Genomic DNA, 21,946 nt, shown 5'->3' with positions numbered 1-21,946 from the left:
ATGATCAGCCGGGTGACCCAGCAGACGATCCAGCGGTCGACGCTCGCCAACGTGCAGATGAACCTCGCCGCAGCAGCGGCGCTGCAGAACGAGATGTCCAGCGGCACCAAGATCAGCAAGCCGTCCGACGACCCGAGCGGCACGTCGGCTCTGCTGCGGCTCAAGGCCGACCAGCGGGCCGCGACCCAGTACCAGCGGAACGCGAACGACGGCACCGCGTGGCTCAGCACGATCGACAGCACCCTGAGCTCGTCGGTCGCGACCCTGCAGCGCGCCCGGGACCTCGCGGTCCAGAGCGGCAACACCGCCTCCATGAGCGCGACCGGTCGCGAGGCCCTCGCGACGGAGATCGACAGCCTGAAGAAGGAGCTCCTCAGCCTCGCCAACACCAAGCTCCTGGGGCGCAACGTGTTCGCAGGCACGTCGAACACCGCGACGGCGATCACCGTGACGCCCGGGACCCCCGCGACCCCCGGCCCGCCGCCCACCCCGGCGACCCCGGCCACCTACACGGCCAATGACGTCCCCGGCGCGTCCGTGCAGCGCCGCGTCTCGGCCGACACGACCGTCCGCGTCGACGCCTCCGCCTCGGCAGTGTTCGGCAACGACACCGGAGGCGTCGTCGACCCGGCGAACCCGTCGGTCTTCGCGCTCCTCGACAAGATGTCCGCCGAGATCCGCAGCGGCGTGAGCGCGACCGTTGACCTCACCGCGATCGATGCGCGCCTCAGCACGATCTCCGCCCAGCAGTCGGCGATCGGCGCCCAGCAGAACCAGATCACCAGTGCCCAGACCATCCTCGGCTCGAAGCAGGTCGCGTTGAGCGCGCAGGTGTCGTCGGTCCAGGATGTCGACCTCGCGGAGATGATCTTGAAGATCCAGCAGCAGTCCGTCACGTACCAGGGCGCTCTCGCCGCCGCGGGCAAGTCCCTGCAGCCCTCGCTCATGGACTACCTCAAGTGACCGCCGTGCTCGTCTCGGTCGGCCTGCCCGGCGCCCACGTGGACATCCCGGACACCCTCGAGCTGACGACGCCGCTGCCCGGGCTCCCGGGACACGTGCGCTACTCGTTGACACCGCTCGACGAGATCGGCGTGCTCTTCGCCCTCCGGAGCCATGACGAGCCCCCGGTGCGCCTCTTCGTCGTGCCGCCGCGCGAGTTCTTCGCGACCTACACCCCGGTGATCCCGGCCGCGGTCCGCGAGTCCCTCGACCTGACCGAGGACGACACCGTCCTGCTGACGGTGGTCAGCCCTCCGCAGGGCGACGAGCCGGCGACCGCGAACCTGCTCGCCCCGATCGTCATCAACGCGCGGACCGGCAGGGCCGTCCAGACGGTGCTCGACGACTCCGGGTGGCCGCTGCGCGCCCCCCTCGGTTGAGGTGACGTCGGCGTGACCACGGTCACGCCACACGACTCCTCACGCAACCGGTGCGACGGACGATCAGATGGACGAGATGAGCAACATTCCTGTGGACCCGCACCTGCCGGGGAACCCACCCGACGAGAACGCGGCGGCGGTGGCCCCGACGCAGGTCGCGGTGCACCGTCAGCCGGTGATCCGCTCCGACCGCAGCGTCTACGGCTACGCGGTGCAGGTCAGCCTGCACACCCCGGGCTGGGGTCCGCTCACGCGGGAACCGTCGGAGATCACGGTCGAGAACCAGTACGCCCAGCTCCACATGGCGACGCTCGCCGGCGACTGCGCACTGTTCCTCCGGGCCACACCGGGGATGCTGCGCGGGACGGCCTCGGTGCCGACCCCCGTCGGCGGACTCGTGCTCGAGGTCCCTGCGACCTTCGCCGAGCGCCTCGACGCCGCCGACGCCGTCGACGCGCTGAGCGACCGGCAGATCCGCATCGCCCTGGCCGACTACACGGGCACGCCGGCCCAGGACGCCCTGCTGCCCTCGGCGCACTTCGTCAAGGTCGACCTCAGCTCCGACGTCGACGTCCTGCGTGACCTCGTCGAACGCGCGCACCAGGACGGCGTCGCCGTGATCGGTGAGCGGGCCGACTCGGACCCGCGGACCCAGCTCGGCATGGCACTCGGCGTCGACCTGCTCCAGGGCCCGATCTTCAGCCGCGACGCCCCGATGCCGACGACCAGCTTCAGCGCCGGCGAGCTCCAGTGCCTCGAGCTCATGCAGCTGCTCAGCGCCGAGGAGATCGACCACGTCGCGGTGGTGCGTGTCGTCAGCGCGGACCCCGAGCTCGCGGTGCGGGTGCTGCGCCTCGTCAACTCGAGCGCCGTCGCCCTGCGTCGTCAGGTCGACTCGGTGCGGCAGGCGGTCGTCCTCGTCGGGCCGCAGCAGCTCGGCGCCCTGGCGATGGCCTCGCTCATGGATGCTCGCCCCAGCTCCCTCGGCTCGCTGTGGTTCATCCTCGCCCGCGCCACCGCCTGCCGGACGCTCGCCGGCTCCGACGCCGCCTACACCGTCGGGCTGCTCTCGGCGATCGCCTCGCACCAGAGCGCGGCACCGAGCGAGCTCGCGAACCGGACAGGGGTCTCGGCCGACGTCGCGAACGCCTTGCGCGACAACACCGGCCCGTACGGTGCCGCGCTCGCCGCCGTGCTCGCGCACGAGGAGAACGACATCGCCGCGGTGCAGGCGACCGGGTTCGTCCCGTCCGACGTGGCGACCGTGTACCTCGCCGCCGTCGCCGCCGCGTTCGGCACCGCGACGTCCCTCGCAGGGACACGGTCGTCCCACGACCGGTCCTGACCAGCACTGATCGGCTCTGACCGGGCGGTCCGGACCGACCCTGACCAGCCCTGACCAGCTGGCGCGGCGACGGGTAGTCTCACCCCGTGCCCTCCGTCCTGTCGATGGCGTTGCGTCCCGACCGCCGCCGCGCCTCACCGCCGCCCCTCGACGTCGACCTGCGCGCCGTGAGCCTCGTCGGCATGGCCGTCTGGGCGGTCGCGACGGTCGTCGGCGGCCTGCTGTGGTGGCTGGCCGACGCACCCTGGACCGTCCCCGCGACCTGCGTGGCCGGACTGGCGCTCGGCCTCCTCGGCCTGCGGTGGGACCGCCGTCACCGGGGCGCCGCCTCGGCTGCGGAGTAGCGCCGCGCGGATGAGCGGCATCCTCGAGAACATCCTCGGTGCCCCGGCCTGGGTCGTGCTGACCGTCGTCGGCCTCGTCGTCTTCGCCGAGGACGCCTTGTTCGTCGGCTTCGTGCTCCCCGGTGAGACCGCCGCGATCCTCGGCGGCGTGGCCGCCAACCGGGGTCAGGTCGCGTTCCAGGCGATCCTCGCGGTCGTGATCGCCGCGGCGATCGTCGGCGACACCGTCGGCTACGAGGTCGGTCGCCACTACGGCGGCCGGGTGCTCGAGCTGAAGGCGCTGGCCCGCCATCGGGACCGCCTCGAGCAGGCGCAGCGGTTCCTCCAGCGACGCGGCGGCTGGGCCGTCCTGCTGGGGCGCGGGGTCGCGTTCTTCCGGGCGGTCATGCCGGCGCTCGCCGGTACCGCGCGGATGCGCTATCCGGTGTTCCTCGCGTTCAACGCGACCGGCGGGATCATCTGGGGCAGCGTCGTCGTGACCGCGGGCTACCTGGCAGGTGCGTCCTACGCCGCCGTGGAGCGGACGATCGGCCGGGACGCCGCACTGATCGCCCTCGTCATCGCCCTGGTCGCGTTCGTGGTCTGGCGGGTCCGGGCGCACCGGTCCTGACCGACGCGCTCTGCTCGGCCCGTGCTCTGCTCAGCGCGCGCCCGGCTCAGCGCGCGCCCGGCTCAGCGCGCGCCCGGCTCAGCGCGCGCCCGGCTCAGCGCGCGCCCGGCTCGACCGCGACGTCGGCCGACGCCGCGGCGGCCTGCTCGGCGGCTCGACGCCGCGTGCCCCGGTTCGCGTGCACGGACCACCGCGGCACCCACCGCGCGAGCGCTCCTGCCGCGAGCAGCGCCGTCGTCCCGGTCGCCAGGATCCCGGCGCCGAGGCTGCCGAGCGCGGCGCCGGCGGCGACCAGGAGCGGTCCCCCGGCGTTGCCGGTGTCCTGGATCACGCGCCAGACGCCCAGGAACTGCGCACGCCGGTCGGCCGGTGCGACGTCGGCTCCCAGGGTCATGAGGATCCCGGACCCGATCCCGTTGCCGAAGCCGAGGATCATCGCGACGATGCTGACCGCCGCCACGGTGTGCGAGAACGGCAGGGCGATCATCGCGACCGCCATCACGAGCATCGACGGGATCGCCACCCACAGGCGCCCCATCCGGTCCATGACCTTCCCCGACGGGTAGAAGAGCAGCATGTCGACCGCCCCGGACAGCCCGAACACCAGGCTCGTCGTGGTCGCGGACATCCCGAGGTGCTCGGTCCACAACGGCAGGATCGTCTGGCGCGCCCCCGGACGGCGCCGACGGCGAGCACCGCGAACCCGAGCGTGAGGAACACCTGGCGGTGGTCGGCGACGATCCGCCGCATCGGCACGACCGTCGCCGCCCGCAGCTTCGCGGCGGCGGTCTCGGCGGTGTCCGCGACATCGGGCACGACGGCCACGATCACCGCCGCGACCGCCGACGTGCCGACGGCCAGCCAGTACACCGCGCCGACCCCGGCCAGGTGGATGACGAGCGCACCGGCGAACGGTCCGATGAACGTCCCGATGCGCTGCACCCCGGCCAGCGTCGACAGCGCGCGGGCCCGCCGCAGGACGGGACTCGCCTCGGTCAGGTAGGACTGCCGCGCGAGCATGAACACGGCGTTGGCCGCGCCGGTCGCGAGCACGCCGGCGCCGAGCACCCAGACCGACCGCGCGAGCGCACTCGCGCCGAGGGTCACGATCGTCACCGACGCCGCCAGCACCATCGCCCGACGGTCGCCGATCCTCGCCGCGAGCGCACCGGCCGGGACGTCGCCGAGGATCTGCCCGATCGCCAGCATCGACACGAGCAGGCCGGCCACCGCGATGCTGCCGCCGAGGTTGCGTCCGGTCAGGGCGATCACCGGCAGGACGGCGCCGATGCCGATCTCGAAGACGATCGTCGGTAGGAACACCCCGGGGATCAGGCTGGTGAGCGAGAAGTCACGCGAGGTCATCGGTTGCCTGCTCCAGCACGAGCTCGGTCCGCCGCTCGGGCGCGGCGAGCAGCACGTCCACGGCGTGCCGCAGGTCCCACCGGCCGGACGCCTGCGCGAGCCCGCGTGCCAGTCCCGCCAGGTGACCGGCATGGATCACGGCGTCCGGTCCGTCGCCCTCGACCCACCACGCGACCGCCACGCCGTCGACGGTCAGGTCGTCGTGCTCGTACCAGGTCTCGGGGCACCGCCCCAGCAGGTCGCGCACGCCGTCCGGCACCGGGCCCCGACGGGCCTCGTCGGACGCCCCGACGGCTCCCTCGGCAAGCTCGTCGACGAGCGGCAGGTCGAGCGCCTGCGCGAGCACCTCGGCCACCGCCGGCGGGCACGGCACCAGCCCCGCGACGTCGGTGCGCTGCGCCCACATCGGGCTGGCGAGCACCGCGGCGTCCTCGACCGGAGTCATCCGGACCGCGAGCCCGTCGTCGGCCGGCCGCAGGCACGGCAGCGACGTGACGGCATCCGCGAGGTCGACCCCTGCACGCGCCGCCGCGGCCAGCCCCTGCCAGACGGCGACGGCCACCTCCGGCGCGACGGCACCGGACCCGTCGGCGTCGGCAGCCCGGTCGATCCCGTCAGTCCGGTCGATCTCGCCGAGCCGGTCGAGCACGCTCTCCCAGCCGTGGGCGTCCAGGTCCCCGAGCCGGAGAAGCCCCCCGAGCGCGCGCTGCACGTCGTCGTCCGCGCCGGCGAGCACGGCCGGCGCCGGCGGGAGCAGGAGCCTCACGACCGGGTCCGCGTCGGAGCAGCCGAACGGTCGATCGAGGCCGAGCCCGGACCTGGTGCGCAGCCACCACGCCGTGTACGACGCGACCCCGGCCGGCGGGGCGAGCAGGGCACGGCGGAGCTCGGGCTCGTCGGTCAGCCGCGCGAGCACCTGCGGCCATGCGTCGTCGCGCACCGCGTCGAGATCCGCGACGGCCGGTACCTCACCCACGTAGGTCCCCGCGCCGAGCACCTCGACCAGCAGCTCGAGGTACTCCTCCCACCCGTCGAGGAGCTGGGCGGCGAGCACGCCGGGGTCGTCGCTTCCCCCTTCGAGGTCACCACCGCTGAGGTCGACCGCGTCGGGGTCGGCGACGACGTCGGGCACGATCGTCACCGCCAGGTCGAGGCGCACACCGGCCGCGGCCAGGACCTCGCTCCCCCAGCGTCGGACGAGCGCGGGGTCGACCGCCGCGAGCACCCGGTCGTCGAGCACCTCGGCGGCCGGAGAACCGGCCACCACGAGACCGTGCGCCGGTGCAGGCTCGCCGTCGTCCGCACGCAACGTCAGCAGGCCGAGCCAGCTCCGCGCCGATGCCGGCACCCGGCCGTCCGCCAGGGCCGCGCCGAGCAGCCCGAGCACCGCCTCGGTCACCGCGTCGACGACCTCGAGGTCGTCGTCGTCCGCGCAGTCCAGCACCGCCTGACGTACCTGGTCGGAGGCGAGGAGCGACCCGGCGTCGCTCACCTGGACCCCCAGTCGCTCGAGGAGCGGGTGCATCGCACCCGGGTCGACGACGCGCAGCCCCCACCTGCTCAGGACGTCGACACCGGCGAGGACCTCGCTGCCCGCCGGTCCGGCGCTCGCGTCCCAGGCGACGAGACCGCGCGCGCCGCGCACCGTGCGCCCGTCGGAGAGCAGCACCGGCAGCGCTGCGAGCTGTTCGCGCACCTCGGCGTCCGTGGCGGAGGGCTCGAGCGCCGCGTACAGCTCGCGCCAGTGCGCCGGATCCCCGCCGAGCGGGAGGCCCTCGACGACCTCCGCGAGGTCGTGCAGCTCGACGGCCACGGTCCGCGCCGCCGCCTCGCGCCCGGGAGGCAGGACGACGAGGCCCGTGCCCCATGTCGCGAGCGCCGCGACCGCCCGCGGGTCCTGGCCGACCGGTCCGGCGACCGCGACCGCGCGATCGGGCTCGAGGAGCTCCCCGCCGGATGCCGGGCGCAGCATCGGTGTGCGGCGCAGCACCTCGACGATCTCGTCGCGCAGGGCACCGTCCACCGCGCCCGACGCGAGCCCGGTCGGGACGAGCGCGAGCGGGTCGCCACGCTCGTCCGCCGCGACCTCGGCGGCGAGCGTGCCGTAGACCTCCGCCGCGCGGGCGATCACCGCCTCCGCGAGGGCTCCCATGGCCACGTGCCGCCGGGTCGGGTCCAGCGGCAGGGTCGCGACGAGCAGGGCGGGGAGCGTGCACGGCTCGTCGCTCGGCGTCGGCGCGTGCACCACGTGCGACCAGGACGGTGGCTCGTCGCCGTCGAGCGGCAACGCCCAGGTGACCTCCCAGCGTCGCTGGCTGCGCTCCTCGACGGGTCGGTCCGCGACGAGGGCGAGCGGGACCTCCCCGGCGCCGCGCACCACCCGCCACCGGTCCTCGACGTCGGCGATCCGTCGCACCGGGGCGTCGTCGATCTCGACGAGCACCTCGGTGAGGCCCGGCAGAGCGAGCAGCAGCGCGTCGCCGACGGACAGCAGCTGCGCCGTGACGTGCTGCACGGCGGCGTGGTCCCGCAGGGACAGGACGACTGCGGTCGTGTACCCCTCCGGCGGGTGCCCGGTGTGCGCGAACGGCAGGCGCAGCACCGGCAGCGAGCCGTCGCGGTGCGCGACCTCCTGCGCGAGCGCGTCGCGTCGGGCGGTGCTCGCGCCCGGGGGGACGTCCGCCGAGGTCAGGCGTGCCAGCTCGGCGAGCGAGCGCGCGAGCGAGAACTGCACCGCCCCGGACGTCGACACCACGGCGATCTCGTCGGCCACCGCGCGGACGGCGGCGAATCCGACGCCGAACCGCCCGACCACGCCGCTCGCTGCCGATGACCCCCGCTTGGCGGACGCCCGCAGCGAGGCGAGCGACGCGACACCGGCCGCGTCGAGCGGCGTCCCGGTGTTCGCCGCGACCAGGACCGCGTGCGGCCCGGTGGTCAGGCGGAGGAGCAGTCGGCCGGGCACCCCGGCACGGGTCGCCGCGTCTGCCGCGTTCTGGGCGAGCTCGATCACCACACGATCGCGGTAGTAGCCGCGTGCGTGGTCCTCCTCGTGGTTGGCGTCCTCGCGCAACCGCGCAGGCGAGGCCTGCCACGCCCCCAGGACCGCGTCGCGTAGTGCGGTGGTCCCGAAGACGTCGGACGTCACTGCTCGGGGTCGATCACAGACGTGTCGACGGTGTCGGCCTGGGCGACGGGCCCCGCGGCGTCCTCGTCGACGTCCTCCGGGAGAGCCGCGGTCTCGACCTCTGTCGTCACGTCGGCGGGCACGGCGTCCTCGAGCACATCGTCGGCGGGCACGACGTCCTCGGGGACGGCTGCCGTCGCCTCCGAGGTGACGACCTCGATGTACGGCGCGGCCTCGACAGGGACGACGGCGGCGCGGGTGTCCGGCGGCGTCGGGTCCTCGACCACCGGGAACGCGTCGGCCGATGCGTCGCGCGTCGCCTCGTGGTGCTCGGCGATCAGGTTGACGAGCTCGATGTCGAGGTCGTCGGCGAGGGTCCCGGGCGCGGGCCAGTCGCTGCCCTGCGGCTCGACGTCCGTCTGCGAGTGGGCACCGCAGCCGTGGTCCATGCTCACGACGCGTCCGTCGTCGTCGGACCACTCGTTCGCGCAGACCCCGAACTCGGTCCTCAGCGAACCCGCGAGCAGGATCAGGAACCCGCAGGTCGAGCACGGTGCGCTCGCCGAGACGGCGCCCGGCGTCGTGGGTCCGTGCGATCCCATGTACCAGCGTTCGGCAGCGGCCGCGCGCCCGTGCGGCGAGAGCACGCGTTCGCGACCCAGCCCGAGCTCGAACACGGCCATCGCGTCGGCGTCCGCGTCACCGGTCGCCTCGTACCCCTGGTCGAGGCGGTCGTCGTCCGCGATCAGCGGGAGGACGTCCCCCGGTCCGAGGTCCCCGGGCCGGAGCCGCTCGGACCACGGCAGCCAGGCCGACGCGAGGATCGCGTCGTCGCCCGGGAGGAGCTCGACCTCGCAGACCGTCGCCACGCGGCCCCGCGGAACCCGCGCGAGCGTCACGGTCCAGCGCCAGCCCCGGTAGCCCGGTGCCGCGCACGCGAACAGGTGCGAGACCAGGCGCTCGCCCTCGACGACCGTCCCCAGGTGCTCACCGACGTCGGTCGGGTGCTCGGCGATCTCCTCGGCCGCAAGGCGCGCCAGGTCGACAGCCCCCTCGAGGACCGCGTCCTTGGCCGACTTCTTGGTGACCACGGCTCAGCCCTCGAGACTGTCGGCGACCGCGCGCAGCAGCGCGGCGTACTTCTCGCCGGTGGCCTTCTCGGGGTAGCGACCGCGGCGGAGGTCGTTGCCGACCTTGTCGAGCACCTTGATGAGGTCCTCGACGATCACGGCCATGTCGTCGGCCGGCTTGCGCTGCGCCTTCGCGATGGACGGGACCGGGTCGAGGATCTTCACCGAGAGCGCCTGCGGACCGCGACGCCCGTCGGCGACGCCGAACTCGAGCCGGGTCCCGGGCTTCGGCGACGCGACGCCCGCCGGCAGTGCGGAGGCGTGCAGGAACACTTCATCGCCCTCGTCGCTGGCGATGAAGCCGAAGCCGCGCTCGGTGTCGAACCACTTGACCTTGCCGGTGGGCACTGGAACCTCTGTGTCTGAGTCTGTGACGGGGAACAGTGCGCGCAGACCGCTGCACGCATGCGCACCAAGGCTACCTGGCGTGCGGTCCCGGCGCCGCACGATTCTCCTCGACGAGGGCGAGGAGCGGCAGGGCCGCGGACGGGCCGTCGCACTTGACGCCGTATCGTTGCAGGGATGTCCACTTTCAGCGAGCACCTGCGTGACCGCTCTGACGAGACGCTCGTCACCCTGATGCTGCGCCGACCGGACCTGGCCAACCCGACGCCGACCACGCTCGCCTCTCTCGCTGCCCGCGCCACGAGCCGCGCCAGCACGGAGCGCGCGCTCTCGCACCTCGACGCGTTCGCGATCCAGGTCCTCGAGGCCGCGGTGGCCATGGACGGTCTCGGGAGGCCGGTGACTGCCGAGTCCGTGGCAGCCGCCCTCGACGCCCCCGTCCCCGACGTCGTGCGCGTGCTCGTCGTCGTCACCGACCTCGCCCTGCTCTGGCACCCGCGTGCCGGCGCCCCCGACCTGCGCCCGGCGCCCGGGCTCGCCGACGCCCTCGGTCCGTACCCCGGCGGGCTCGGGCCGGTCGTGCCGGCGGACGTCCCCGCGGACCCCGACGACACGGTGTGGCTCTCCCGCCTGCTCGCCGAGGCGCCGACCGGTGCACGCGAGGTCCTCGCCGCACTGACCTGGGGACCGCCCGTGGGTCACACCCCGGCCGACCGCACGAGCACCTCGGCACGGGCCGCCTCCTGGCTGGTCGAGCGCGGGCTCCTGATCGCCCAGGACGCGCACACCGTCGTCCTGCCCCGGCACGTCGGGCTCGCGCTGCGTGGTGGTCGCACGCACCGGGTCGCCCTCGTCGAGCCACCACGTCCCGACGGTCCCCCCCCGTGACGCCCACGTCGTGAACGCGGAGTCCGCGCGGGCCGCCGAGGAGATCGTGCGCCTCGTCACCGTGCTGATCCGGACGTGGGAGCGCACTCCCCCGCCGGTCCTGCGCTCCGGCGGTCTGGGCGTCCGCGAGCTGCGGCGCCTCGCCCAGCAGCTCGAGGTCGACGACGCGACCGCCGTCCACGTCGCGGAGCTCGCGCAGGGCGCCGGTCTGGTGGTGGACGACGCCGACGTCGTCCCGGCATTCGCGCCGACCGCCGCGGTCGACGACTGGCTCGCGGCGGAGCTCCCCGAGCAGTGGGCCCTGCTCGCTCGCACCTGGGTGCGCAGCGACCGCGCGGCCTGGGTCGAAGCCGCCCGAGGCACCCGAGGCAGCCAGCCCTCCGCGCTCGACCCCGAGCTGCACCGTCCGTGGGCGGCGCGGCTGCGACGCGTCGTGCTCGAGGTCCTGGCGGAGGCCTCCCACGGCGACGACGTCCGCGCGCTCGACACCACCGGGGTGATCGACGTCCTCGCCTGGCGCGCGCCACGGGCGATCCCGTCGACCGACGCCGTCGCGGCCGTGCTCGCCGAGGCCGCCCTCATCGGCGTGACCGGGGCGGGTGCGATCGGCGACCCCGGGCTCGCACTCCTCGCCGAGCTGCACGCCGACACCGCGTCGGGCGTCGACGGGTCCACGCCGTGGCCCGCCACACCCGACCGTGCAGGTCTCGGCACCGCTGGTCTCGGCGCTGCGCGTCCTGCCGACGCGGCGCTCGCGGACCTGCTCGCGCCGCCCGTCGACGAGCTCCTGCTCCAGGGCGACCTCACCGGCGTCGTCCCGGGCCGCCCGACCCCGGCACTCGCCCACCTGCTCGACTGCCTCGCCCAGGTCGAGTCACGCGGGGCAGCCCTGACGGTCCGCTTCACGGCCGACACCGTCCGCCGCGCGCTCGACGACGGTCGCGGTGCGGACGAGGTCCTCGCCGACCTCGCGAACCACTCGCGCACCCCGGTCCCGCAGGCGCTCGACTACCTCGTCCGCGACGCGGCCCGCACCCACGGACGGCTGCGCGTCGGCGTCGCCACCAGCTACATCCGCGCGGAGGACCCGTTGCTCCTCGCGGGCGTGGCCCAGAACCCGGTGTTCGCCCGGCTCGGCCTGGTCCGCCTCGCCCCGACCGTGCTCGCGTGCCACGCCGACCCGTCCACGGTGCTCGAGGCCCTGCGCGTGCACGGGCTCTCACCGTCGGCCGAAGGACCCGACGGGCAGGTGGTGCTCGGACGCCCCACGGTGCGACGCGTTCGTGGCGACCGGCGCCGGCCCGGGACCGGGTCGGACGTCGTCGCCGAGGTGGTGCGCGAGGCGCCGGGCGCGCGCACCGCACGGTTGACCGCCCTGATCCCCCGGCTCCGCGGCGCCGAGCGCGCGGCCCAGGCGGACAGGTCCCTGCAGACACGCGCTGCGGCGGCCGCCGCGGCCGCGGTCGACGACGGGGGAACACAGGACCCCGCCGTCGCGTTGGGCACGTTGCGTGAGGCAGCAGCCGGCAAGCACGAGGTGTGGATCGAGATCGTCGGACCGGCAGGGACCCCGGCACGACGCCGGGTCCGTCCCGTCACCGTCGAGGGCGGCCGTGTCCGGGCGATCGACGTCGAGCGGGAGTCCGAGCTGACGATCGCGGTGCACCGGATCGCGGCCGTCACCCTGATCGAGCCCGAGGACCCCGCGACCGAGTGACTGAGCGAACCCGTGACCCCGTGACCCACCGGACCGCACGCGACTCCTTCCTGTTCTTCTTGTTCTCGCCCCGGCGAAAGGCAGCCCACGGATGACCGACGGCCCGTTGATCGTGCAGAGCGACAAGTCGCTCCTCCTCGAGGTCGACCACGACCAGGCCGAGGAGTGCCGCCGCGCGATCGCACCGTTCGCCGAGCTCGAGCGCGCGCCGGAGCACGTGCACACGTACCGCCTGACCCCCCCTCGGTCTGTGGAACGCCCGCGCGGCCGGCCACGACGCCGAGCAGGTCGTCAACGTGCTGCTCGACTACTCGCGGTACCCGGTCCCGCACGCGCTGCTGGTCGACATCGCCGAGACGATGTCCCGCTACGGCCGGCTGCAGCTCATCCAGCACCCGGTGCACGGCCTCGTGCTCCAGGCGCTGGACCGTGCGGTGCTCGCCGAGGTCCTCAAGTCCCGGCGCACCGCCGGCCTCGTCGGCGAGCGCATCGACGCGGAGTCCGTCGTCGTCCACCCGAGCGAGCGCGGGCACCTCAAGCAGGTCCTGCTCAAGCTGGGCTGGCCCGCCGAGGACCTCGCCGGGTACGTCGACGGCGAGGCGCACCCGATCGACCTCGTCACCGACGGGTCCGACGGCGCCGCCCCCTGGTCGCTCCGCCCGTACCAGCAGCAGGCGGTCGACGGGTTCTGGCACGGCGGGTCGGGCGTCGTCGTGCTGCCGTGCGGCGCCGGCAAGACGCTCGTCGGCGCCGGCGCGATGGCGACGTCGAAGACCACCACGCTGATCCTCGTGACGAACACCGTGTCCGCGCGGCAGTGGCGGGACGAGCTCCTGCGGCGCACCACGCTCACCGAGGACGAGATCGGCGAGTACTCGGGGGCCCGCAAGGAGGTACGCCCCGTCACGATCGCGACCTACCAGGTGCTCACGACCAGGCGGAAGGGCGTCTACTCGCACCTCGAGCTGCTCGACGCCCGTGACTGGGGCCTGGTGATCTACGACGAGGTCCACCTGCTGCCCGCCCCGATCTTCCGGATGACGGCCGACCTCCAGGCCCGGCGCCGGCTCGGGCTGACCGCGACGCTCGTGCGTGAGGACGGCCGCGAGGACGAGGTCTTCAGCCTGATCGGACCCAAGCGCTACGACGCACCGTGGAAGGACATCGAGAACCAGGGCTACATCGCCCCGGCCTCCTGCATCGAGGTGCGCCTCACCCTCCCCCGACCGCGAGCGGATGCTCTACGCGACCGCCGAGCCCGAGGACAAGTACCGGCTCGCGGCGTCCGCCCCGGGCAAGAACCGCGTCGTCGAGCAGCTCGTGGCCAAGCACGCGGGCGAGCCCACCCTCGTGATCGGCCAGTACATCGACCAGCTCGAGGAGCTCGCGGAGCACCTCGGCGCGGAGATCATCACCGGCTCGACCACCGTCACCGAGCGGCAGCGGCTGTACCAGGCGTTCCGCACGGGCGAGCTCACCACGCTCGTCGTGAGCAAGGTCGCGAACTTCTCGATCGACCTGCCCGAGGCGTCGGTCGCGATCCAGGTCTCCGGCTCGTTCGGCTCACGGCAGGAGGAGGCCCAGCGGCTCGGGCGCATCCTGCGACCCAAGGAGGACGGCCGTACCGCACACTTCTACGCGGTCGTCGCGCGCGACACCGTGGACCAGGAGTTCGCGGCGCACCGGCAGCGGTTCCTCGCCGAGCAGGGCTACGCGTACACGATCGTCGACGCGGAGGACCTCGTCACCGACTGACGCGGTGGCCGCACCGCAGCGACCCGGTCCCGTCCACGGCCGACCACACGACCCGGTGACCGCGCGCGACCAGGCGGCCACGCGACCTGGCCACGCGCACCGTCACGGAGCGGTGCGGACCCCCGCCAGCTCGCCGGTCAGCACGACGGCGACGAACGCCTCCGCGATCAGCCGACCCGACTCGCGCACCTGGTCGTCGACCGCGACGAGGGCGGACTCGACGGCCTCCGCGTCGGCCCCGGGGGTCTGACGCGCCCAGTGCGCGACGGTCGCCGGCGACGCCTCGGGGTGGAACTGCAGCCCCCACGCGGAGCCCCAGCGGAACGCCTGGAACGGGTACATGCTCGACGACCCGAGCCACACCGCCCCCGCCGGGAGCTCGACGACCGAGTCGCCGTGCAGGGTCGGCAGCACGGTGCTGCCCGACGACGCCGCGACGAGCCCGCCGACGATCGCATCGGTCGCGGCCTCCGGGCGCCACCGCACCTGCACCGCTCCCGCCTCGACACCGGGAGGTGCGGCGACCTGGACGCGCCCGCCACCCGCGACCGCCAGGAGCTGGGCGCCGAGGCAGATCGCGAGCGTCGGGACGCCGGAACGGGCCGCCGAGGCGAGCAGGGCGCGGGTCGCCGGCAGCCACGGCCAGGCGTCGTCGTCGTACGCGGACCGCTCGCCGCCGAGGACCACGAGCCCGTCGCCGACCTCCGCGGCCGAGGCGGGCACGTCCTCGCCGAGGTCGGGCCGGACGACGCGGACCTGGACGCCGTCGCCGAACCAGTCGGCGAACCGGTCGAGAGGGATGTCGTCCGCGTGCTGGACCACCGTGATGACGCCCTGCGGCGCCGACGGCGCCGAGCGGTCGGGCGTCGTGGCGGGGTGCTGATCGAAAGTCACCGGACGACGGTACTCGTGCGAGGGGTCGACGATCGAATCCCGCTGCATGGCACACGTTGCGCACAGGTCGCGCACGGGAAAGGATCGCCACGTGATCGGACGTCGCACGGCCCGGATCCTGACCTCTCTCTGCGTCGCCGCCCTGGTGGGGGTCCTCGGCGTCGGTGGGGCACTGGTGTCCACGACGGTCGACGCCACCGCCGCCCATGCGGTCGCACCGTTCCGGGTCGCCGACCGGATCACCGACCAGGTGGGGGCCCTCGGCGGTCGCACCGCCGAGGTTCGCAGCCACCTGGACCGGCTCAGCGCCGACACTCGCTTCGACCTGTGGGTCGTGTTCGTCGACACGTTCGACGGCGCGAACCCCCAGACCTGGGCGGACGACACCGCCACCGTGTCCCAGCTCGGTGTCGACGACATCCTGCTCGCGGTCGCGACGGGCGATCGCGCGTACGCGTTCTCCTTGGACACCGCCGCCAGCGTGACCGACGCGCAGATCGCCCACGTGCGGGCCGACCTCGTCGAACCCGTGCTCTCGTCGTCGGACTGGGCCGGTGCAGCGATCGCTGCCGCGGACGGCTTCCGCGCCGCCGCGGACACGGGCTCGGGTACCGGCTCTGGTGCCGGTTCGACGACGGGCACCGCGTCGTCCGGCAGCGGTTCGCTGCTCGTGGTGCTGGTCCTCGTGCTCGTCGTCCTGGTCGGCGGGGTCGCGCTCGTGATCCGGTCGGCGAACCGACGGGCCGCCACGAGCCGCCCCGGCACCGGTGGCACGCCCGGCGACGCCCTCGCCGCGCTCCCGACCGCCGAGCTCAGCACCCGGGCGAGCGCTGCCCTGGTCGCGATCGACGACGCGATCAAGGCCTCCGAGCAGGAGCTCGGGTTCGCCCAGGCCCAGTTCGGGCTCGAGGCGACCGCCGCGTTCTCGGCCGCCCTCGTCGACGCGAAGCGCGCCGTCGCGGAGGTCTTCACGCTCCGTCAGCAGCTCGACGACACCGTGCCGGAGACCGAGCCGCAGGCGCGCGAGATGATGACGCAGATCATCCGGACGTGCGACGAGGTCGGCGCCGCGCTCGACGCTCACGCGGACGAGTTCGACAAGCTCCGGGACCTGCAGGCCCGTGCCCCCGAGCTGCTCGACGACGCCGAGACGCGATCGGCCGAGGTGGTCGCGCGCGTCCCGGCCGCACGTACGACGCTCGCCGGGCTGGCGACCCGGTACCCGCCGGAGGCGCTCGCCTCCGTCAGCGCCAACCCGGACCAGGTCGAGCGCCTCGCCGCCGGCATCACCGAGACCGTGGCGAGCGGCCGCGCATCGCTCACCGCCGAGGACCGCGGTGCTGCCGTGGCGGCTGCCCGCGCCGCCCAGGCGGCGCTCGCCCAGGCGGTCGGGCTGCTCGACGCCGTCGACCAGGCCGGTACCCAGCTCGCCTCGGCCGGCCAGAGCCTCGATGCGGGGATCGCGTCCCTGAGCAGCGACCTCGCGGACGCAGCCCGGCTCGCCCCCACCGACGCGACCCTCGGAACCCCGGTCGCCGACGCCCGCCGTGCCGTCGACGCGGCACAGCAGGCCCGCTCCGGCGGCGACCCGCTCGCGGCCCTGCGCGACCTGACGCAGGCCGAGGCGGCGCTCGACGCGGCGCTCGCCCCCTACCGCGAGCGCGCCGAGCAGGCCGACCGGGCGCGTGCCCGGCTCACGGACCTGCTCGGGCGGGTGACCGCGCAGATCAGCGCGCTGGCCGCCTACATCGAGTCGCGGCGCGGCGCGGTCGGCCCGGAGGCACGCACCCGCCTCTCCGAGGCCGCGCGGCACGCGCAGCAGGCCCAGTCCGTCGCGACCAGCGACCCGGTGACGGCGCTCACCGAGGCGACTCAGGCCGACCAGCTCGTCCAGGCCGCGCAGCAGCTCGCCCAGCGGGACGTCGCGGCGTTCGAGGAGCAGCAGCGGCGGAGCTCCGGCCCCGGCGGCACGCCTGGCGGGACGGCAGGGCTGATCCTCGGCGGGATCCTGATCGACCAGCTCCTCCGCGGCGGTGGCCGGGGCGGGGGCTTCGGCGGCGGGTTCGGCGGAGGCGGCTTCGGCGGCGGGTTCGGCGGCGGCGGCCGGGGCGGACGCGGCGGTGGCGGCGGGTTCGGCGGAGGCGGCGGCCGGGGCGGCCGGGGCGGGGGCGGGCGCTTCTGAGAGTGGACACCGACGAGAGAGGACACCGACCCCGCAGGTTCGGCCCGGACCACGGCCCGGCGCATGACGCAGCAGCTCGACACCTGGCAGGACGACGAGAGGAACGACGATGGCAGAGAAGCAGACGGTGCTCGGTCGCATCACCCAGCTCGCGAAGGCGAACATCAACTCGCTGCTGGACCGCGCCGAGGACCCGGGCAAGATGATCGACCAGCTCATCCGTGACTACACGAACAACATCGCCGAGGCCGAGGACGCCGTCGCCCAGACCATCGGCAACCTGCGGCTGGCCGAGCAGGACCACGCGGCAGACGTCGCGGCGGCGGCGGACTGGGGGCGCAAGGCGCTCGCGGCGTCGAACCGCGCCGACGAGCTCCGCGCAGCGGGCAGCACGGCGGACGCCGACAAGTTCGACAACCTCGCCAAGGTCGCCATCGGCAAGCAGATCGCCGCGGAGCAGGAGGCCACCACGGCCGAGCCGATGATCGCCTCGCAGACCGAGGTCGTCGAGAAGCTCAAGTCCGGGCTCGCCGCGATGAAGGACAAGCTCGCCGACCTCAAGACCCGCCGTGACTCGCTGGTCGCCCGGCAGAAGAGCGCCGAGGCCCAGTCCAAGGTCCAGGGCGCACTGTCGGCGATCAACGTGCTGGACCCGACGAGCGAGATCTCCCGCTTCGAGGACAAGGTGCGGCGCGAGGAGGCCAAGGCCGCCGGTCAGGCCGAGGTCGCGGCGTCCTCGCTCGACGCGCAGTTCGAGGAGCTCGAGGTGTCCAGCGCCGCCGTGGAGGTCGAGGCACGCCTCGCCGCCCTCAAGAACCCGAAGGTCTGAGCCGACGGGCGACGGGCGGTCGGCATCCATGAGGGAACCTCGCCGGATGCCTGCCCTCGTCGCCCAGACCACTCCCAGGTGGTTCTCAGAAATGCGCGCGACACTGCTGGCATGACTACACCTGAGGCGCGTCTGCTCGTCGTCGACGACGAGCCGAACATCCGCGAGCTTCTGGCCACCTCGCTGCGTTTCGCCGGCTTCGAGGTGCACACCGCCGCCGACGGGGCCGCAGCGCTCCGCGTCGCACGCCAGGTCGAGCTCGATCTCGTCGTCCTCGACGTGATGCTTCCCGACATGGACGGGTTCGCCGTCACGCGGCGCCTGCGCGAGAAGGGGCAGCACGTCCCCGTCGTGTTCCTCACGGCGCGCGACGACACCCAGGACAAGGTCACCGGGTTGACCGTCGGTGGCGACGACTACGTGACGAAGCCGTTCAGCCTCGAGGAGGTCGTCGCACGGATCCGCGCGGTGCTCCGCCGCACTCAGCCGGATGCGGACCTCTCGTCGAGCGTGCTCGCGTACGCCGACCTCGAGCTCGACGAGGACAGCCACGAGGTGACCCGCGGGGGCCGCGTCGTCGAGCTCTCGCCGACCGAGTTCAAGCTGCTGCGCTACCTGATGCTGAACCCGGGCCGCGTGCTGTCCAAGACGCAGATCCTCGACCACGTCTGGCAGTACGAGTGGGGTGGCGACGCGAACATCGTCGAGTCGTACATCTCCTACCTGCGGCGCAAGGTCGACAACGTCAACGCTCCCGACGGCTCTCCCGTCACCCCGCTGATCCACACCAAGCGTGGTGTCGGGTACATGCTGCGCCAGCAGTCGTGACCCGAGTCCGCGCTCTGCTCCACGGACTGCCGCTCCGGCTGCGGTTCGTCGCGATCACCACGACCCTGCTGCTGATCGGGCTCGCCGTGGTCGGTGCCACCGCTCTGACGCTGCTCCACCGCTCCCTCGTCCAGCAGGTCGACGACCAGCTGACGTCCGCGGCACGAGAGGTCGTCGAGCAGGCCACGCGGAGCGCGCAAGGCCTCACCGGTGACCCGAGCACCGGCGCACCGAGCGACTACTACGTGCAGTTCGAGGCGGTGGACGGCACCCCCGTGCAGACGGTCTTCAACCGGACGAGCACGTCGGCAGGCCAGTTCCCGGTGATCCCGGCGATGACCTACTCCGAGGTCAAGAACCTCGTCTCGCCGTTCACGGTGCGCTCCGTCGACGGCAAGAGCAGCTGGCGGGTGATCGCCGGGACGTTCACGGACGGGTCCGGCAGCGTGTTCGTCGCCCTGTCGCTGCACTCGGCGACGGCGACGATGGAAGAGATGCAGATGGCCCTGCTGGGCATCAGCCTCGGTGTCGTCGCGATCGGCGGGGTCACCGGCTACGTCGCGGTCCGGCGCTCGCTCCGTCCGCTCCAGGAGATCGAGACCACCGCGGCGGCGATCGCGGACGGCGACCTCGGCCGACGCATCCCCACCGCACCGGAGTCCACCGAGGTCGGCCGGCTGGGCGTCGCGCTCAACGGCATGCTGACCCAGATCGAGAGCGCCTTCGACGCGCGGACCGCCTCGGAGGCCCGGATGCGCCGGTTCATCGCCGACGCGTCGCACGAGCTGCGGACCCCGCTCGCGACGATCCGCGGGTACGGCGAGCTGTTCCGGATGGGCGCACTGACCGAGGACGAGCAGCTCAGCGACACGATGCGTCGGATCGAGGGGTCCGCCACCCGCATGGGCAGCCTCGTCGAGGACCTGCTCGCCCTCGCGCGCATGGACGAGGGACGCCCGATGCGCACCGACCACGTCGACCTCGCAGTGCTCGCCGGCGACGCCGTCGGCGACCTGCACGCGCTAGACCGCGACCGGCCGGTCCGGCTGGTCCCCGCACAGGAGGGCGGGACGATCGGACCGACACTGGTCGTCGGCGACGAGGCGCGCCTCCGGCAGGTGCTCGCGAACCTCATCGGGAACGTCGTCCAGCACACACCGCCGGGGACACCGGTGGAGATCGGGCTCGGCCTCCTCGACGACGACACCGCCGTCGTCGAGGTCCGCGACCACGGGCCCGGCATCTCGCCGGAGCACGCGGCCAGGGTCTTCGAGCGGTTCTACCGGGTCGATGCGTCGCGGACCCGGGACTCCGGCGGCGCGGGCCTCGGGATGGCCATCGTCGAGGCGATCGTCACGAGCCACCGGGGGCACGTCGAGCTCCTCACCACGCCCGGCGGAGGAACCACCGTCCGGGTCACGTTGCCGCGCAAGCCACCGGCACCCCGCCCGGCCACGACCGGCGAGGTGGAGGTCACGACCCTGGACGAGGTCGACGTCACCTGACGGGGGACGTCACCTGGCTGTCCACCGCGAACCCGGCGGACGGGATGAACCGGGCCGCACGAGGGGGCTACCATGGCGCGTCCTGAAGAAGTACCCCCTCCGTGAGGCTGATCAATGGGCGTCGTGCACGCACCGCAGTGGCTCCTTCCGTCGTTCGTCCGCAGCGTCCACGGGGCGGGCGCGACCGCTTCTCCGGAGGAGATCCGGGCGGTGGGCGAGGATCTGATCGAGCGGTGGTGCGGCCCGGGTCGCCACTTCCACACGCTGAAGCACCTCACCGACGTCCTGGCGCGCGTGGACGAGCTCGCCGAGGAGACCCATGAGCCCGAGCTCGTGCGGCTCGCCGCCTGGTACCACGGGGCGGTCTTCGATGCCGCGGAACGGGCGTCGTACGCCAAGCGCGGCGGCGAGGACGAGGTCGCCAGCGCCGCGCTCGCGCGGATCCAGCTCGAGAGCCTCGGAGTACCGGAGCGCGCGGCCGACCGGGTGAGCAACCTCGTGATCGCCCTGACCCGGCACGCCCCCGTGGCCGGCGACTTCGACTGCGCGGTCCTGTGCGACGCGGACCTCGCGATGCTCGCGGCCGAGCCCCAGCGGTACAAGGCCTACCTGCAGGAGGTCCGCGAGGAGTACGCGCACCTGCCTCTCGAGGACTACGTCGGCGCGCGGGTCAGGATCCTCCACAAGCTCCTGGCACGGGAGGCCCTGTTCGTCAGCCCGCTCGGCACCGCGTGGGAGGAGCCGGCTCGGCAGAACATCACCGCCGAGCTGCACCGGCTCGAGAAGGAGCTCGCACGGCTCTCCGAGGCACATCCCGCCGCCGAGGGCGGGGCGGCTGCCGTCGACGCGACGACGGGCGATCCGACGACGGTCGACCCGACGGCGGGGGCCGTCACGGCGGGTTCCACGACACCTGACGACCCGACCACAGCCGCGCCCGTCGAGCACTGAGGCGCAGCCTCCGACGGCCCCGCCCGCGGGGCCCGGCGCGGGATCCGTACCGTCGTGACCTCCCAACCCCAGGAGGACACATGAGCAGGTACGAGGTCGACAGCGCACAGATGACCCAGGCGGGGGCAGCCGTCCAGCGGTCCGCCGCCGCCGTGCGGGCGGAGGTCGCCCTGATGCAACGGCACCTGACCGATCTGCAGTCGAGCTGGCGCGGGACCGCGGCGACCGGGTTCGCCGCGATCATGACCGAGTGGTCCGCCACGCAGGTCCGGGTCGAGCAGGCGCTCGACCAGATCACGGCAGCCCTGCACGCCGCGGCGCAGACGTACGCCGACGCCGAGCAGCAGGCCTCGCGCCTCTTCTCGTCCTGACGGCGGGACCGCACCCGGCGCGCCTCGTAGGATCCGGTGGTGTGACGGTTCTGATCGATCCTGCCCGCTGGCCCCGTCACGGGCGCTTGTGGGGGCACCTGGTCAGCGACACGTCCCTCGACGAGCTGCACGCGTTCGCCGCACTCGCCGGTCTCCCGCGGCGCGGGTTCGACCTCGACCACTACGACGTGCCCGACGAGCTCCACGGCACGCTGGTCGACCTCGGGGCGGTCCCTGTCACGCCGCACGAGCTCATCCGGCGCCTGCGCGCCTCAGGGCTGCGCGTGCGAGCCCGCGACCGCTGACCTGCCGACGCACCGATCTGTCGACCCGTCGATCGCCACGGCAGCGCCGCCCCGGTACGACGACGGCGGGTGC

At 73.9% G+C, this 21,946-nt stretch carries 21 protein-coding genes and 1 pseudogene; 16 read left to right on the top strand and 6 right to left on the bottom strand.

Features of this window, described 5'->3' with window-relative positions:
* The 5 genes from flgL to LJB74_RS13355 all read left to right on the top strand — a co-directional run bounded on the left by flgL (nucleotide 1) and on the right by LJB74_RS13355 (nucleotide 3,681).
* Nucleotides 1-963: a flagellar hook-associated protein FlgL gene (flgL, locus tag LJB74_RS13375; protein WP_259310362.1), complete on the top strand. Its 963-nt coding sequence runs from the start codon at nucleotides 1-3 to the stop codon at nucleotides 961-963.
* Nucleotides 960-1,382, top strand: coding sequence for a flagellar assembly protein FliW (locus tag LJB74_RS13370; protein ID WP_259309001.1), 423 nt, complete (start codon nucleotides 960-962; stop codon nucleotides 1,380-1,382). Before flgL ends, LJB74_RS13370 begins: the two co-directional genes overlap by 4 nt.
* Nucleotides 1,383-1,449: 67 nt before the next feature.
* A complete protein-coding gene (locus tag LJB74_RS13365; protein WP_259309000.1) occupies nucleotides 1,450-2,727 on the top strand; it encodes an EAL and HDOD domain-containing protein in 1,278 nt (425 codons plus the stop codon).
* An 86-nt stretch (nucleotides 2,728-2,813) separates the two neighbouring features.
* A complete protein-coding gene (locus tag LJB74_RS13360) occupies nucleotides 2,814-3,071 on the top strand; it encodes a DUF2530 domain-containing protein (RefSeq protein WP_259308999.1) in 258 nt (85 codons plus the stop codon).
* 10 nt (nucleotides 3,072-3,081) lie between these two features.
* Nucleotides 3,082-3,681 carry a DedA family protein gene (locus tag LJB74_RS13355; protein ID WP_259308998.1) on the top strand — a complete coding sequence of 200 codons (600 nt, stop codon included), beginning with the start codon at nucleotides 3,082-3,084 and terminating at the stop codon, nucleotides 3,679-3,681.
* A 94-nt stretch (nucleotides 3,682-3,775) separates the two neighbouring features.
* Here LJB74_RS13355 and LJB74_RS13350 read toward each other — a convergent pair whose 3' ends face one another.
* Genes LJB74_RS13350 through LJB74_RS13330 form a run of 5 tightly spaced genes read right to left on the bottom strand, consistent with a single transcriptional unit; the run spans nucleotide 3,776 to nucleotide 9,651 of the window.
* The gene (locus LJB74_RS13350) at nucleotides 3,776-4,285 is read right to left on the bottom strand and encodes an MFS transporter (RefSeq protein ID WP_259310361.1); all 510 of its coding nucleotides are present in this window, start codon (nucleotides 4,283-4,285) and stop codon (nucleotides 3,776-3,778) included.
* A complete protein-coding gene (locus tag LJB74_RS13345) occupies nucleotides 4,180-5,046 on the bottom strand; it encodes an MFS transporter (protein WP_259308997.1) in 867 nt (288 codons plus the stop codon). The genes LJB74_RS13350 and LJB74_RS13345 overlap by 106 nt, the downstream gene beginning before the upstream one ends.
* Nucleotides 5,033-8,194, bottom strand: coding sequence for a sacsin N-terminal ATP-binding-like domain-containing protein (locus LJB74_RS13340; RefSeq protein ID WP_259308996.1), 3,162 nt, complete (start codon nucleotides 8,192-8,194; stop codon nucleotides 5,033-5,035). The genes LJB74_RS13345 and LJB74_RS13340 overlap by 14 nt, the downstream gene beginning before the upstream one ends.
* Nucleotides 8,191-9,264, bottom strand: a complete 1,074-nt coding sequence (locus tag LJB74_RS13335) for a DUF3027 domain-containing protein (RefSeq protein WP_259308995.1) — start codon at nucleotides 9,262-9,264, stop codon at nucleotides 8,191-8,193. Before LJB74_RS13335 ends, LJB74_RS13340 begins: the two co-directional genes overlap by 4 nt.
* Nucleotides 9,265-9,267: 3 nt before the next feature.
* Nucleotides 9,268-9,651 (bottom strand): cold-shock protein, encoded by a 384-nt coding sequence (locus LJB74_RS13330; RefSeq protein WP_259308994.1) that lies wholly within the window; start codon nucleotides 9,649-9,651, stop codon nucleotides 9,268-9,270.
* A 174-nt stretch (nucleotides 9,652-9,825) separates the two neighbouring features.
* Between LJB74_RS13330 and LJB74_RS13325 the strand changes: the two genes are divergently transcribed.
* The 4 genes and pseudogenes from LJB74_RS13325 (at nucleotide 9,826) to LJB74_RS20885 (ending at nucleotide 14,008) form a co-directional block, all read left to right on the top strand.
* Nucleotides 9,826-10,536, top strand: a complete 711-nt coding sequence (locus LJB74_RS13325; protein WP_259308993.1) for a hypothetical protein — start codon at nucleotides 9,826-9,828, stop codon at nucleotides 10,534-10,536.
* A 10-nt stretch (nucleotides 10,537-10,546) separates the two neighbouring features.
* Nucleotides 10,547-12,253, top strand: a complete 1,707-nt coding sequence (locus tag LJB74_RS13320; protein ID WP_259308992.1) for a helicase-associated domain-containing protein — start codon at nucleotides 10,547-10,549, stop codon at nucleotides 12,251-12,253.
* A 91-nt stretch (nucleotides 12,254-12,344) separates the two neighbouring features.
* Nucleotides 12,345-13,284, top strand: a pseudogene (locus LJB74_RS20890) (helicase-associated domain-containing protein); the annotation flags it as partial.
* Between the two features lie 205 nt (nucleotides 13,285-13,489).
* Nucleotides 13,490-14,008: a helicase-related protein gene (locus LJB74_RS20885; protein WP_396125169.1), complete on the top strand. Its 519-nt coding sequence runs from the start codon at nucleotides 13,490-13,492 to the stop codon at nucleotides 14,006-14,008.
* Nucleotides 14,009-14,110: 102 nt separating this feature from the next.
* Here the strand turns inward: LJB74_RS20885 and LJB74_RS13310 are convergent, their stop codons facing one another.
* Nucleotides 14,111-14,902 carry a type 1 glutamine amidotransferase gene (locus tag LJB74_RS13310; RefSeq protein WP_259308991.1) on the bottom strand — a complete coding sequence of 264 codons (792 nt, stop codon included), beginning with the start codon at nucleotides 14,900-14,902 and terminating at the stop codon, nucleotides 14,111-14,113.
* A gap of 91 nt (nucleotides 14,903-14,993) precedes the next feature.
* Here LJB74_RS13310 and LJB74_RS20645 point away from each other — a divergent pair, with 91 nt between their 5' ends.
* The 7 genes from LJB74_RS20645 (at nucleotide 14,994) to LJB74_RS13275 (ending at nucleotide 21,873) form a co-directional block, all read left to right on the top strand.
* The gene (locus LJB74_RS20645; protein ID WP_310650849.1) at nucleotides 14,994-17,084 is read left to right on the top strand and encodes a TPM domain-containing protein; all 2,091 of its coding nucleotides are present in this window, start codon (nucleotides 14,994-14,996) and stop codon (nucleotides 17,082-17,084) included.
* 109 nt (nucleotides 17,085-17,193) lie between these two features.
* Nucleotides 17,194-17,913 (top strand): PspA/IM30 family protein, encoded by a 720-nt coding sequence (locus tag LJB74_RS13300; RefSeq protein ID WP_259308990.1) that lies wholly within the window; start codon nucleotides 17,194-17,196, stop codon nucleotides 17,911-17,913.
* A gap of 111 nt (nucleotides 17,914-18,024) precedes the next feature.
* Entirely contained in the window at nucleotides 18,025-18,741 is a 717-nt protein-coding gene (locus LJB74_RS13295) for a response regulator transcription factor (protein ID WP_259308989.1), read from the top strand.
* A complete protein-coding gene (locus tag LJB74_RS13290) occupies nucleotides 18,738-20,246 on the top strand; it encodes an ATP-binding protein (RefSeq protein ID WP_259308988.1) in 1,509 nt (502 codons plus the stop codon). The genes LJB74_RS13295 and LJB74_RS13290 overlap by 4 nt, the downstream gene beginning before the upstream one ends.
* 114 nt (nucleotides 20,247-20,360) lie before the next feature.
* Entirely contained in the window at nucleotides 20,361-21,197 is an 837-nt protein-coding gene (locus LJB74_RS13285; protein WP_259308987.1) for a hypothetical protein, read from the top strand.
* 80 nt (nucleotides 21,198-21,277) lie between these two features.
* Complete coding sequence (locus LJB74_RS13280; RefSeq protein WP_259308986.1) at nucleotides 21,278-21,568, top strand: WXG100 family type VII secretion target; 291 nt, start codon at nucleotides 21,278-21,280, stop codon at nucleotides 21,566-21,568.
* 41 nt (nucleotides 21,569-21,609) lie between these two features.
* The gene (locus LJB74_RS13275; protein WP_259308985.1) at nucleotides 21,610-21,873 is read left to right on the top strand and encodes a DUF4031 domain-containing protein; all 264 of its coding nucleotides are present in this window, start codon (nucleotides 21,610-21,612) and stop codon (nucleotides 21,871-21,873) included.
* Nucleotides 21,874-21,946: the final 73 nt, after the last annotated feature.

It is taken from the genome of Cellulomonas sp. P24, assembly GCF_024704385.1.
In the GTDB taxonomy this organism is placed as follows: Bacteria; Actinomycetota; Actinomycetes; order Actinomycetales; family Cellulomonadaceae; genus JAJDFX01.
This window is presented reverse-complemented; position numbering and strand designations above follow the sequence as displayed.